We start from the raw sequence: 14,239 nt of genomic DNA, 5'->3' as shown, positions 1-14,239 counted from the left end.
ACCAAGCCCACAATAACACCCTATTTGCGATCGAGTTCAAGACTAATAATCAACCAATTGTTGCATTTTAATGTCAACCCAAATACATTATCATAAATTGAAATGACAACGTTGTCATAACGTACAGATAACAGTTTAACTCTCACGTTAATGAGTAACTGCAATACGCATCAACCAGCACAAATGGAGTTGTGAATGAGTTCTATCATCCGCATAGAGAAAGGTTTTACCTTAATTGAACTCATGATCGTCGTAGCCATCATCGGCATTCTCGCCGCTATCGCTATCCCTTCTTTTTCCGAATACCTAAAGCAAGGTCGTCGTTTCGATGCCCAGCAATATTTGATGACGAGCGTGCAAGCATTAGAACGCAATTATTCCCGTCAAGGTAAGTATCCTGCTGCGCAAACCTTAACCAACAGTCCTTACTACACTTTTAGCTACACACCGGCGGACGACAAGTTAAGTTTCTCCCTCTCGGCAGTCCCAACCAGCCGCCAATCGGATAGCTGTGGCACCTTAAGCATTAATCAGAAAGGCGTGCGAACTCCTGCTGCCAATTGTTGGACAAATTAAATGTCGAACACGTGGAATCAAGGATTTACCTTAGTTGAGCTTATGGTTACCGTCGCGATTATCGGTATTTTAGGCAGCTTAGCACTCCCTTCGTACCGCGATGTTATGGCACGTGAACAGCTAACCGCTGCCGCGAATGAATTGGTCTCTAGCTATAAATTTGCCCGCAGCGAAGCGATAAAACGCAGCACTTCAATTACCCTCACGGCAACAGAAGCGGGACTTTGGGTCATTAAAGATAGCGACGATAACGAATTGAAGGTTTTTACGCCCCCGACACGTGGGGTTGCTGTAACAGGACTGGCTAGTATCAGTATCAGTGCCACGGGCAATACAGCCAAAACCAGTATTTCATTGGCGAACAGTCAAGGTGAAAACATGAATTTATGCATTTTACCGAGCGGCCAAAGTCAGCTTCAGAGCGGGGATTGTGCATGAAAGCCTTTAATCACATAGGTAAAAAACACCTTGGCTTTACCATGACAGAAGTTTTAGTCTCACTCGTGGTATCAGTCACTTCATTGCTTGCACTGGCAAAAGCGCAGCTATCATCGCTACAACATGCCACCAATAGCTTTCAATACACAGTTGCCACAGTGCAAGCGCAAAATGTCATTGAACAGATTTGGCCAAGGTTATGCGAAGTGCAAAAGCAACCCGCCCGCTTCGAAGATATCAATTTTAGAGCCAGTTTAAGCCAAGATTTCCCCGTAGGCTTTGACTTAGTGTTACCCGCCACTTATCAAGACAACATGGCAATTACTGTGACTTGGCAAGATGGTCGAGTCGATACCGATAATAGCGTCAGTCTTAACGCCAGTTTTCCCCATCTGTGTAAGGCCTAACTGTGATTTCAGCTCATCACACTCAATGGAGACACATTAAACCCGCCTTAAGACAATCGGGGTTTAGCTTATCCGAACTGATGATTGCCATGGTATTAGGGCTGATCATCATGATCGCTGTGATCAATTTCTTTGCGCCACTTAAGGCCACCGTTGAGGAAAGTAAACGTCTAGAAAATGCCGCTGACGCCTTAAGATACGCCACGCTAACGCTCAGTAAAAGCATCAAACAGGCTGATAACGTCGCAAATGTATCGGCTAACGAACTCGTCTTAAGCACGCTCGCCTCTGCAAGCCAACCGAGTATTAGCTGCTTAGGCCAAAGTAAAACCGCTGATTACATTGAAACATTTAGCTTTATGGCACCTAACTTATCCTGCAACGATGGTGATGGAGCGCAAACACTCCTCACCGGGCTAGAAGCGGTTCACTTCTCGCAAGCTGGTGAACTCGTCAGTATCAATCTGAAGCCCTTAGCTTCGCCGACGCAATATGGTCAGGGTATTAGCTTGCAGGTCGCACTGCGTAAACCCCTTTGGCAACAAGCCATTAATTCACAACAAGTGCCATAGGCACGAGGAAGCACAGACATGCACACGGAACGTTCATTTGCTCACGCTTCGCCACCTCGCGGCAGTATCAATAAGCAAAAGGGTGCAGTGTTACTTATCGTCTTAGTCTTCAGCCTATTAGCCAGTTTATTAGTCGTGACATCACTGCGAGATAACTTAGTACAAGAGCGACTGAGCGGGAACTTCCAGAAACAAGTCAATGCACAACTCACCGCCGAACAAGGCATGTATGAAAGCTATAACACCCTCAAAGCGACTTTAATTAAAGTGCCCCAAAGCACGGCAGCCTCTTTAAATGACAGCCTGCCAAAAAGTGCCTCAGGCAGTATCGACAGCAGCGCTTATACGTTGACAAAAACCGTGACCCCGAGCGCCGAACTCAGCGTCAACAGCACAGGGCAACACTTAGAAGGTCAGGCCAAACTCAATGCACTCTTCGCCCTAAAAGGCGCAAAGGGCAATAACATTTTTAACGATGCTATCGTTTCCTGCGAGAGCCTCAATCTCACCGGCAGTAGCACAATCGATGGTTACGACTCACGTAAAGGCGCCTACGGCGATAGCTTCAACAATGCTCAAGGTAACAGCCAACTCAATAAGCATGGCAAAGGCAATGTGACGACGGTTGAACCGAATGCCGATGTAACCTTGTCGGGCAATTCGCCGATTTACGGCGATGTCAGTGCAACGGGAAATGTTACATTGACAGGCTCATCTTCATTAATGGGCAATATTCAGAGCAATAAAGATGTCATCTTAGGCACAGGTACTGTCGGGGGGAATATCGCTGCGGGTCAGAATTTCGAGCTAAAGAACAGTGGGACAGTTGAAGGCTCAGTGCAAGCCAATAACAACGCATCAACGGCTCCCGGTGCCAAAGTGAATGGGACGCTTCAATATGGCGGCGATGGTACCTTTCATCAAAATAGCAGCATTGGCCAAGCAGTGAAACAAGCGCCTAATGTCCCTCCCGTTCCCACTAAGTCCTGTGATCCATTAGATATTGGTGCCGTAATGGGAGGGTTTAAAATGCCCAACAATGGCGCGAGAACAATTGCATCGACTCAGAATGTTACCATTTCCCCAACGGGCTCGACTGCGAGTTCAGGTAACAGTAATGCGTTTCCTGCCCTGTCCTCAAGTTCAGAGAACATCTTCGGTTCTGAAACCCCAGTATTTAATCTCGACAGTTTAGTCATGAGTAGCGATGGTGTATTAAACATCAGCGGTGGGGATGTCACACTGATCATCAATGGTGACTTTAAAATGAGTGGCGCAAACCAACTCAATATCGCCCCGGGCTCAAGCCTAACGCTATTTGTGAATGGTGAGATTTCCTTTACGGCGGGTACCAACAACGGTAATAACATTAAAAGCCAAACCCTAACCAGCAGCAATAAACCGCCGTTAGCGATTTATTCGGGTTCAAATAAAGATGTGACTGTCAGTGGAAGCGTGCCGATTTACGCCGCGCTTTATGCGCCTAAATCCAAAGTCAATCTGCCCGGAGGTCCCGAAATCTTCGGTTCAGTAAGAGGAAAATCCATTACCGCCACGGGCAATGGCAAGATCCATTATGACAATGCCCTAGGCGAAGCCGATTTGGGCAGTGACAATGCCATTCCGCCTGCGATAGTGCTTAAAGGTTGGCAATATTTATAATCTTGAATTATTGGCTGTATCCCATATACGGCCAAGTACAACACACCTCATCAGCAATAAACTCACCGCTTAAATTTCAAACTGAGAGTTAGATCACTCGCAAAACTTTGATCCGGATCGACTATCGCTTGCAATACCTCTTGTGAGGTATACCCACATTTTTTATCAGGTCTAGACTCGCCAGTATCAGCACTCGGTTGCTCTCCTTTTTAATATTAAGCAAGCGAGTTAACGCCACTACAGGTCAGCCCTTATGAGTCAGGAATACCACGTCACCAGCCTTGTGGTGCATGCCGCACCTAAAGTCTTACAGCAGGTTGAAGCCAATATCCGCTCATTAATGGGCGCCGATATTCATGCGATTACGCCCGAAGGGAAATTGGTTGTCACCCTCGAAGGGAGTAGCCAAAGGGCGATACTCGACAATATTGAAGCCATCAATGCCCTGTCCGGCGTGTTATCTGCCAGTTTGATTTACCACCAAGTCGCACCTTTAGAACAAGAGAGTGAGGAAAGATTATGAGCATAAGCCGCCGCGAGTTTCTCAAGGCCAACGCAGCGGTTGCCGCCGCAACAGCCGTTGGTGTCACGCTTCCCATTAAAATGGTTGAAGCCGCCGAACAGCCAGACAATATCAAATGGGATAAAGCCCCTTGCCGCTTTTGCGGTGTGGGTTGTAGCGTATTAGTCGGCACCAAAGCGGGTAAAGTCGTTGCTACTAAGGGCGATCCTGAGAGTCCAGTCAACCGTGGCCTTAACTGTATTAAAGGTTATTTCCTATCAAAAATCATGTACGGCAAGGACAGATTAACAACGCCCTTGCTGCGGATGAAAGACGGCAAATACCATAAAGAAGGCGAGTTCACCCCAATCAGTTGGGATATGGCATTTGATACTATGGCAGCGAAATGGAAACACAGTCTCGCCACCAAAGGCCCGACGTCTGTAGGTATGTTTGGCTCAGGTCAATGGACTATTTGGGAAGGTTATGCCGCCTCTAAACTTCATAAAGCAGGTTTCCTTACCAACAATATCGACCCTAACGCACGCCACTGCATGGCCTCTGCCGTAGGCGGCTTTATGCGCACCTTCGGTATCGATGAGCCCATGGGTTGCTATGACGATTTAGAAGCCGCCGATCAGTTTGTGCTTTGGGGCGCAAACATGGCCGAGATGCACCCAATTCTGTGGGCACGTTTATCCGATAGACGTTTAAGCAGTCCAACTTGTCGCGTGCATGTGCTGTCGACCTTTGAAAATCGCAGCTTCGATTTGGCAGATAATCCTATGGTGTTCCGCCCGCAATCGGACTTAGTGATCCTCAACTTTATTGCCAATTACATTATTCAAAATAACGCAGTTAATACTGACTTTGTCACTAAACACACTAAGTTTGCCTTAGGCGTTGACGATATCGGCTATGGCCTGCGTCCAGAGCATCCATTAGAGAAAAAAGCCAAAAATCCAGGAAATGGTAAATCAACTCCAATTAGCTTTGACGAGTACGCCAAGTTTGTCAGCACTTATACGCTGGAATATGCCGCCAAGATGAGTGGTGTTGAGCCCGAAAAATTAGCAACCTTAGCCAAGGCCTATGCCGATCCTAACGTTAAAGTGATGAGTCTGTGGACCATGGGCATTAACCAGCATGTTCGCGGTGTATGGGCCAACAACATGCTCTACAACATCCACTTACTCACGGGCAAAATTGCTACACCAGGTAACAGTCCATTCTCGTTAACGGGACAACCTTCGGCTTGCGGGACTGCCCGTGAAGTGGGGACTTTCGCCCATCGTTTACCCGCCGATATGGAAGTCACTAACGACAAACACCGCGCCATTACCGAAAAGCTATGGCAAGTGCCTGCTGGGACAATTCCCGCAAAACCTGGCTACCATGCCGTACTCCAGAGCCGAATGCTCAAAGATGGCAAGCTCAACTGCTACTGGACCATGTGTACCAATAATATGCAGGCTGGCCCCAACATCGACGATGAAATTTATCCGGGTTTCCGTAATCCAGAAAACTTTATCGTGGTTTCAGATCCCTACCCAACCATCACAGCCATGGCGGCGGATTTGATTTTGCCAACGGCAATGTGGGTCGAGAAAGAAGGCGCTTACGGCAACGCTGAGCGCCGCACCCACATGTGGCACCAACAGGTTAAAGCCCCCGAAGGCGCGACCTCAGATCTGTGGCAATTAGTCGAGTTTTCAAAACGCTTTAAAGTCTCTGAAGTCTGGCCAGCTGAGTTGATCGCTAAGCAACCAGAATATGCGGATAAAACCTTATATGAAGTTCTATTCGCCAACGGCGTGATCGACAAGTTCCCCACATCGGATTGCAAAGCAGATCTCAACGATGAGAGCGAACACTTTGGTTTCTATCTGCAGAAAGGCATTTTTGAAGAATACGCCACATTCGGTCGTGGTCACGGCCATGATCTAGCTGACTTTGACCGTTACCACGAAACCCGCGGCCTGCGCTGGCCAGTCGTTGATGGCAAAGAAACCCTGCGCCGTTTCGTTGAGGGGAGCGACCCTTATGTCAAAGCGGGTGAAGGCTTTAAATTCTATGGCAAACCCGATGGTAAAGCGGTGATTTTCGCCCTGCCCTATGAGCCCGCCGCCGAAGAGCCGAATGAAGAATACGATTTGTGGATGTCGACCGGCCGCGTGTTAGAGCACTGGCACACAGGCTCGATGACAGCGCGCGTACCCGAGCTTTACCGCGCCTTTCCCGATGCGCAGATTTTTATGCACCCAGAAGATGCCAAAGCCCGCGGTGTACAACGCGGTGATGAAGTCATAGTGGCATCACCACGCGGTGAAGTAAAAACCCGTGTCGAGACCAAAGGCCGTAACAAACCGCCACGCGGCGTGGTATTTATGCCTTTCTTCGATGCACGCCAGTTAGTCAACAAACTGATATTGGATGCGACCGATCCCCTGTCAAAAGAAACTGACTTTAAAAAATGCCCAGTGAAAGTATTCAAGGCGGAGAATAACCAATGAGAAAAATACTCACCTTAACTGCGTTACTTATCGGCATAGCGGGCTGTTCCGGTCAGCAAGCCGACACCAATGCAGCGCCAGTTAATATTCAATCCCTCGCAGGAAACATGGCGATCACCGACATTCGCCCAGCCGATGCTATGGCGATTTATCCTAATCGCGGCTCCGCCATTGAGCGCAGCTTTAGCGAGCAACCACCGCTCATCCCACATAAGGACGATTACAAGATCACCTTAGATAAAAATGGTTGTTTAAGCTGCCATAGTTGGGACAAGGCAAAACGCATGAAAGCCACGCCTGTTGCTAAGTCCCATGTGATTGATGATAAAGGCACAGTTAACGGGCATAACTATTTCTGTACACAATGCCACGTCGCTCAAGCCGAAAACAAACAACCACTCGTGGAGAATCAGTTCTCCGACAAGTAAATCACTATCCCACACAGCAAAGCCACCCGAATTTATGAGGGTGGCTTTTTGCTATTTAAGCATCCCATCGTAATGAGTTGGCATGCAGTCATAATGAAGTATTCAAGTAAATATAAGACTAAACGTCTATCGCGAGTTAAGAGCTCGTTGCTGAACGGTACTTTCACGAAGGAAGGGATTGAGCATAAGTTAAAACGGCTAAGTGAGAATCGAGGGACATGAAGATAAGAGCAGAATCTAAAACGCAGAAAAGAAAAACCCAGCCTAGGCTGGGTTTACTTGTTGTTTTGCTTTATGCAAATCACCCGCTGGAGCCGTTTTAGTTACTTGCGCCGCTTTTGCTTTTTGCACATCTTTTGCCACAGGCATAGCCGCCTGCCACAAAGCACCTACCCACAGACTTGAACTTGATTTCATCGGTATTCCCCTGTTTTGTTAACAAGGTCAAAGTAATACTTAGGCCATCATTAGTAAAATGAATAAATTCCATAATATGGATTCCATTTGAGCATGAACATCCCAATCAAGACCTTACAGTGTTTTCTGACCCTAGTGGAAACTGAAAACTTTACCCGCGCCGCGCAGAAATGTTTTATCACTCAGCCGACACTGAGCAAAATCATCCAAAGACTCGAGGAGAGCCTAGGGGAAACCTTGCTGATCCGAAATAACCAAAAGGTTGAGCTCACTCAGGCGGGGCAGCTATTTGAGCACAGTGCACGGGAAATCCTCGGCCAATGGCATAGATTGCAGGAGGACATGAGTAACCTCAGCGGTCTCAAATCGGGGCGGTTACGGCTGGGTGTATGTCCTATGATGAGCAGCCTTATCATAGGTTTGCTCACTAGCTACCGTAAACGTTATCCGGGGGTTGAACTACACATGTATGAATACGGCGGATTCGGCTGCGAGCAAGCCCTGCTCAATAACAGTCTCGATATTGCCTTTACCGCGCTACCCACGACCCATGAGACTGAACTCGTCAACCAACCCCTGACTAAGTACCCTTTACTCGCATGCTTGCCTGAGGGGCATCCCTTAGCCGAGAAAGACCACTTAAACTGGCAGGACTTCCAACCCTATCCTTTTATCCTCTATAACGAAGACTTCTCCCTCGCCAAGTTGATCAATCGCCTCAGCCGCAAAGCAGGTGTTCAGCTCAACATTGCCTTTCGCAGCGGCCAGTGGGATTTTCTCGCCGCCATGGTCGAAGCCGATATGGGCGTCGCCATTTTACCTGAGCCGATTTGCAATAGATTAAGCACCAGCAAACTGGTCTTTAAACCTATGCAACCCGCAATGACATGGGATCTGGCGCTTATTTGGCGACAAAGTTTACCTTTAACGCCCGCGGCCAAGGCCTTGCTCGAATTAAGTAAACAAAAGACTGAACGCTGAAGTGCTGAGAAGATAAAGCGAGAAATGACATTCTGTTAAACAAAGGGGTACGGAGCTTCGTCAGCCGAAGCTGGTAATGGCCGTTGGATCTCACCCATAAAAAAACCGCTGCTAGCCTAGAGGCCGACAGCGGTTTTTATTAGCTAACTAAGCTAATAAAATATTAGCTTAGTTAAGTTAAGAATTACTTCTTAGCTTCAGCAGCTTTACGTTCTTTAACTTGAGCAACAACTTTCTCAGCTACGCTAGCTGGACATTGGCTGTAGTGTGAGAACTCCATAGAGAACTGACCACGACCAGAAGTCATTGTACGTAAAGTACCGATATAACCGAACATTTCTGATAACGGTACGTCAGCTTTAACGCGAACACCTGTTACACCAGCAACTTGGTCTTTGATCATGCCGCGACGACGGTTTAAGTCACCGATCACGTCACCCACGTTGTCATCTGGGCTGAACACGTCAACTTTCATGATTGGCTCAAGAAGTTGTGGTTTAGCTTTAGCGATAGACTGACGGAAAGCGCCTTTAGCAGCGATTTCGAACGCGATTGCTGATGAGTCAACTGCGTGGAATGCACCGTCAGTTAATTCGAACTCAACGTCTAACACTGGGAAGCCAGCGATAGTACCTGTGTTCATCATGCTCGCGAAACCTTTCTCAACTGCTGGCCAGAATTCCTTCGGAACGCTACCACCAACTACTGAAGATTTGAACACGAAACCAGTGTTTGGCTCACCTGGGCGAATGATATATTCGATCTTACCGAATTGACCAGAACCACCAGATTGTTTCTTGTGAGTGTATTGATCTTCAACCATTTGAGTAATGGTTTCACGGTAAGCAACTTGTGGCTCACCTACGATCAATTCAACGCCATAAGTACGCTTCAGAATGTCTACTTTGATATCTAAGTGAAGCTCGCCCATACCTTTAAGGATGGTTTCACCTGAATCTTCGTCAGTTTCTACGCGGAATGATGGATCTTCAGCGATCATCTTACCGATAGCGATACCCATTTTCTCAGAACCGCCTTTATCTTTTGGCGCTACTGCGATAGAGATAACTGGCTCTGGGAACACCATAGCTTCTAACGTAACTGGGTGTTTAACATCACACAGAGTGTGACCAGTTTGAACGTTCTTCATACCCACGATAGCGATAATGTCGCCAGCTTGAGCTGATTCAATTTCGATACGGTCGTCAGCGTACATTTCGCACATACGGCCGATACGTTCAGTTTTGCCAGTCGCGCTGTTCAGGATGGTATCACCCTTCTTCAGACGGCCAGAGTAGATACGTACGAAAGTCAGGGCGCCGAAACGGTCATCCATGATTTTGAACGCTAACGCTTTCAATGGCTCTTCAGCAGAAACGATAGCGAATTCGCCAGTTTCGTTGCCTTCTTCGTCAGTCAGTGGTTGTGGATCAACTTCGTCTGGTGCTGGTAAATAATCAACAACAGCATCAAGAACCAGTTGCATACCTTTGTTCTTGAACGCAGAACCACAGTATGTTGGGAAGAATGCAAGTTTACGAGTACCAGTACGGATACAACGCTTGATGTCTTCCATAGAGGGCTCTTCGCCTTCCATGTACGCTTCCATCACTGCATCGTCTTGCTCAACCGCAGTTTCGATCAGCATTTCACGGTATTCTTCAACCATGTCAACCATATCAGCAGGTACGTCTAATACTTCGAAGTTTTCTGGCAGACCAGAATCATCCCACACGTATGCTTTACGAGTTAACAGGTCAACAACACCGGTGAATTCATCTTCAACACCGATTGGTAAAACCATAACCAGTGGAGTTGCAGCTAATACGTCTTTAGTTTGCTTAACAACACGTAAGAAGTCAGCACCCATACGGTCTAACTTGTTTACGAAGATGATACGAGCAACTTCAGATTCGTTCGCATAGCGCCAGTTAGTTTCTGATTGAGGCTCAACACCGCCTGAACCACAGAATACACCGATACCGCCATCAAGCACTTTCAGAGAACGATAAACTTCAACTGTGAAGTCAACGTGTCCTGGGGTGTCGATAACGTTGAAACGGTGATCTTTCCAGAAGCAACTTACAGCAGCAGACTGAATAGTAATACCGCGCTCAGCTTCCTGTACCATGAAGTCAGTGGTAGATTCACCATCGTGAACTTCACCGATTTTATGGATTTTACCGGTTAGCTTAAGGATACGCTCGGTGGTCGTGGTTTTACCCGCGTCAACGTGAGCGAAGATACCAATGTTTCTGTATTTGGATAATTCGGTCATGATTCAACTTTAATGAGTAGTTTAAGAAGTAGACGGAGTATGCGACAAACACCGACACACCGCACATCAGATTATTTTAGGCGCATATTGTAAATTGGAACCCTTCTCGGCGCAAATGGCTAGACTACTTTTTCACGATAAAGTCGCGTAATAATTTAAGAAAATGGTCATAAACACGAACTAAAACAAATGAGTAAAACACTTTAGCTTATTTTTCACCCAATCAATAAAAATCGTTAAATAAACCGCATTCTAATGGGATAAGGCGATTTTCAAGGGATTTCTATCATATCGTCAGTACAAACATCGAACATTAACCGACATGCATTACTGCTGGCGCAATAATGCTAATCCTTTCTTTAAAATAAAGATGACATCATTGATTCAACTGAGTGGAAGCCATTTGCTCAGATAACGGCAAATCACGCTTGTGTAAATATTTACTTGTCGGTGCACATTTGATTACGCCCTTGTGCTTTAGCGCGATAAAGCGCGCGATCAGCACGTTCAAAGCACAACATCATAGGTTCGTTATCGGCGAGCTTAGCGACGCCAAAACTGCAAGTTAACTGCACATTGTCAGTAAATTGATAATGTTTGATCCTCTCTGCTATCCGCACACACAAGCTTTCAACTAAGGGCAAAGATGACTGCTGACAGAGGATCACAAACTCTTCGCCGCCCCAACGGGCAACCACATCAGATTCACGCACACAGTGCTGTAGCACCTGCGACACTTGCTGAAGGATCCGATCCCCGACGTTATGCCCTAGCGTGTCATTAATCTCTTTAAAGTAATCGATATCAATCATCACCAGGCACATGCCTGCTCTGGCAGATTTATCATGCTGCTCGTTATTAATAAAAAGGCGATTAAAGTAATGTCGGTTATACAACTTGGTCAGGGGATCATGGGTAGATAAAAACTCGAGTTCGGCATTTGAAGCCTCAAGCTGCTGTCGTAAGGTTTCGAGCTGCTGATTCTTATCGGTGAGTCTACGGTTATATTGGCTAATAAAGTAAGTTCTCGCCCCCAACATTAGCAGCAACAAACACGTCGCGCAGATAACTTGATAAACAAGCGAATAGTTAGTCTCATCTATGACAGTCACATTATTCCACTTCTGATAAATCAAGATCCGCTCCTGCTCACTCACAGCATTTAAGGCCTTGTTTATCAAAGGTAACAAGGACTCTTGACCATAGGCAACCCCCATCCGCAACTCATCTTCTGGTCCGCCCCAACCGGCTATTTTCAAATGATTAAATCCCGTCTGTTGGATGTAGGAGTTAACCGAAAACATCGATCCCACAAACAGATCGGCACGTTTATCCAGCACCGACTGCAATCCTGCTGGCTCACTGGCCACGGTAAGCGTCTCAATTTGTGGATAGTAATGCTGAATATATTCGGCTAAACGATAACCTTTTGGCACGGCTAAAGTACGCGCCCCAATATTCTCAAATCCTTGCAAGAAAGGCTGATCTTTAAGTGACACCAATACATTAGGCGAGCGGAAATAGACATCACTGAAGTGCAGATAAGTCTCTCGTATCAGAGTTTTATTCAGCATAGGGGTTAAATCACACTGCCCGCTTTGCAAAAAAGATAAGGTCTCGGTCCAAGAGGAAGTCGGCACCAGCTGAAACTTAAGGGAGGAATGCGATTCGATATAATCAATATAGTCTGACGAAATACCCAGATGTTTACCCTCTCGGATTCCTTCATAGGGTAACCAGTCAGGATCAACGCAATAACGGACTGTCTGAATCGTGCTAACGCTAGTGTCTTGGCCAGCAAGCTTGGCATTTGCCATAGCTAAACGGTCGGCATGAGCCAGTAATGGCGTACACATCAATAGCGGCAATAACCTCAATAAGTCACGCAATTCCATTGATAGTTTCAACCTAAAAGCAGACGCTCGATGGGGAATGTAAAAAAAGTGTATACGTGAAAACCGCATAATACCAATTCCCATCATTGCGAGTGCGTAGCGGTTATTTATCAATAGTCGGTTCAAAACGCTGAAATATGTGTCTGCGCGACGGTGTTTAGACTGGAAAGAAAACCTCTTGAGTCAGGAAGGTTAACATCGCTATAAGTGACCATTGAGGCTAAATATCACTTTTTTCAGATTTGGGCTTTCAGCTTTAATGAGCCTAACTGGACGCATATCGAGGATGTACCTGTCTATAAAGATAAAGCAAACCCGCAATCGTTTTGGCAAAAGTGATATTGTCTAATATGCCGAAACGAAAAAAGCCTCTACATTGCTGTAGAGGCCTTCATCTTTATGTTGGCGGGTGAAATATCGCGCAGCGATAAGCCCATGAACGAGAGGCATGGATAATGGAATGGACCCATCCACTTTTAATCGGCCTCGCAATGGGCCACGATGTAGTCGCTAAAACTCATCAGAAAGAGGACGGGTCCACTTATGAAGATTACTACAATTGGTTTAGATATCGCAAAGTCTGTTTTTCATGCTGTTGGTGTCGATAAAGCAGGCAAGTTAATCAAAAAGAAAATGCTTAGACGCAAGGACTTACTTCCCTTTCTTGCTCAAATTGAGCCGTGTCTGATTGTGATGGAAGCCTGTAGTGGGGCAAATTATTGGGCCAGAGAATTTGAGCTGTTGGGCCATAACGTCAAGCTAATCGCACCTCAATTTGTGGTGCCTTTTCGGCAAGGTAATAAAAATGACTACAACGATGCCTTAGCCATCGCTGAAGCTGCGCAGCGACCCAGTATGCGGTTTGTAAAACCCAAAAGCGTTGAGCAGCAAGATGTGCAACTGCTCCACCGCATGCGCGAACGATTAACTAAACAATCAACCGCCTTAATCAATCAAGTCAGAGGGATGTTAGCGGAATACGGCATCGTGATAGCCAAGAGTAAATCGGCTTTTAAAGTACAGTTCCCAGATATTTTAGCGGATGAAACCAATGCGCTAACCACCAAAGGTCGGGCCATTTTTTATCAGTTATATGAAGAGTTTAGTGATATAGAAAAACGGCTTAAGGGTTGTGACGTTCAAGTGCTCACTGAAACTAAGAACAATGTGATTTGCCAGCGTTTAGAAACTATCCCAGGTATTGGTCCAGTCACCGCTACCGCCTTTTATGCCGCCGCAGGTGATGGTAAAGATTTCAGTAATGGTAGACACTTTTCAGCTTGGTGTGGCTTGGTTCCCAAGCAACACAGCAGTGGAGGTAAAGATAACCTCCTTGGAATAAGCAAGCGGGGAAATGCTTACTTACGTACCCTGTTCATCCACGGCGCCAGAGCTGTGTTACAGCACAGTTGTCATAAACAGGATAAATTTAGTTGCTGGGCAATCCAGTTAGCAGAACGCCGAGGTTTTAACCGAGCCTGTGTAGCCGTCGCCAATAAACTCGCGAGAATGGCATGGGTTATCGCGGCGCATGACGAAGAATATCGACTTCCAGTATAGTGCTGAATAG

13 protein-coding genes are annotated in these 14,239 nt (G+C 46.5%); 10 read left to right on the top strand and 3 right to left on the bottom strand.

Features of this window, described 5'->3' with window-relative positions; genetic code table 11:
* The first annotated feature begins 195 nt into the window (after positions 1–195).
* The 8 genes from AC5YB3_RS15670 to napB all read left to right on the top strand — a co-directional run bounded on the left by AC5YB3_RS15670 (position 196) and on the right by napB (position 7,098).
* The gene (locus tag AC5YB3_RS15670; protein ID WP_006086002.1) at positions 196–576 is read left to right on the top strand and encodes a type IV pilin protein; all 381 of its coding nucleotides are present in this window, start codon (positions 196–198) and stop codon (positions 574–576) included.
* Entirely contained in the window at positions 577–1,014 is a 438-nt protein-coding gene (locus tag AC5YB3_RS15665) for a GspH/FimT family pseudopilin (protein ID WP_107946583.1), read from the top strand.
* Positions 1,011–1,421, top strand: coding sequence for a type IV pilus modification PilV family protein (locus tag AC5YB3_RS15660; protein WP_006086004.1), 411 nt, complete (start codon positions 1,011–1,013; stop codon positions 1,419–1,421). The genes AC5YB3_RS15665 and AC5YB3_RS15660 overlap by 4 nt, the downstream gene beginning before the upstream one ends.
* 2 nt (positions 1,422–1,423) lie before the next feature.
* Positions 1,424–1,993, top strand: coding sequence for a PilW family protein (locus AC5YB3_RS15655; protein ID WP_115335440.1), 570 nt, complete (start codon positions 1,424–1,426; stop codon positions 1,991–1,993).
* Between the two features lie 18 nt (positions 1,994–2,011).
* On the top strand, positions 2,012–3,655 hold the full coding sequence (locus AC5YB3_RS15650; protein ID WP_494525672.1) for a DUF7305 domain-containing protein: 1,644 nt from the start codon (positions 2,012–2,014) through the stop codon (positions 3,653–3,655).
* A gap of 253 nt (positions 3,656–3,908) precedes the next feature.
* Complete coding sequence (locus tag AC5YB3_RS15645) at positions 3,909–4,178, top strand: chaperone NapD (RefSeq protein ID WP_259580065.1); 270 nt, start codon at positions 3,909–3,911, stop codon at positions 4,176–4,178.
* A complete protein-coding gene (gene napA, locus AC5YB3_RS15640) occupies positions 4,175–6,670 on the top strand; it encodes a nitrate reductase catalytic subunit NapA (RefSeq protein ID WP_494525671.1) in 2,496 nt (831 codons plus the stop codon). Before AC5YB3_RS15645 ends, napA begins: the two co-directional genes overlap by 4 nt.
* Positions 6,667–7,098 (top strand): nitrate reductase cytochrome c-type subunit NapB, encoded by a 432-nt coding sequence (napB, locus tag AC5YB3_RS15635; RefSeq protein ID WP_494525670.1) that lies wholly within the window; start codon positions 6,667–6,669, stop codon positions 7,096–7,098. Before napA ends, napB begins: the two co-directional genes overlap by 4 nt.
* Before the next feature lie 264 nt (positions 7,099–7,362).
* On the opposite strand, the gene AC5YB3_RS15630 is transcribed toward napB, so the two are convergent.
* The gene (locus AC5YB3_RS15630) at positions 7,363–7,515 is read right to left on the bottom strand and encodes a hypothetical protein (protein WP_006086010.1); all 153 of its coding nucleotides are present in this window, start codon (positions 7,513–7,515) and stop codon (positions 7,363–7,365) included.
* A 93-nt stretch (positions 7,516–7,608) separates the two neighbouring features.
* Here AC5YB3_RS15630 and AC5YB3_RS15625 point away from each other — a divergent pair, with 93 nt between their 5' ends.
* A complete protein-coding gene (locus AC5YB3_RS15625; RefSeq protein WP_006086011.1) occupies positions 7,609–8,496 on the top strand; it encodes a LysR family transcriptional regulator in 888 nt (295 codons plus the stop codon).
* Positions 8,497–8,680: 184 nt separating this feature from the next.
* Here AC5YB3_RS15625 and fusA read toward each other — a convergent pair whose 3' ends face one another.
* Positions 8,681–10,774, bottom strand: a complete 2,094-nt coding sequence (fusA, locus tag AC5YB3_RS15620; RefSeq protein WP_012586852.1) for an elongation factor G — start codon at positions 10,772–10,774, stop codon at positions 8,681–8,683.
* A gap of 440 nt (positions 10,775–11,214) precedes the next feature.
* Positions 11,215–12,669 (bottom strand): diguanylate cyclase, encoded by a 1,455-nt coding sequence (locus AC5YB3_RS15615; protein ID WP_494525669.1) that lies wholly within the window; start codon positions 12,667–12,669, stop codon positions 11,215–11,217.
* 543 nt (positions 12,670–13,212) lie between these two features.
* Here AC5YB3_RS15615 and AC5YB3_RS15610 point away from each other — a divergent pair.
* Complete coding sequence (locus tag AC5YB3_RS15610; protein ID WP_268649793.1) at positions 13,213–14,229, top strand: IS110-like element ISSba19 family transposase; 1,017 nt, start codon at positions 13,213–13,215, stop codon at positions 14,227–14,229.
* Positions 14,230–14,239: the final 10 nt, after the last annotated feature.

It is taken from the genome of Shewanella sp. 1311, assembly GCF_059338235.1.
Note: the sequence above shows the minus strand (reverse complement) of the source record. Positions and strands in the feature narration are given on the sequence as shown.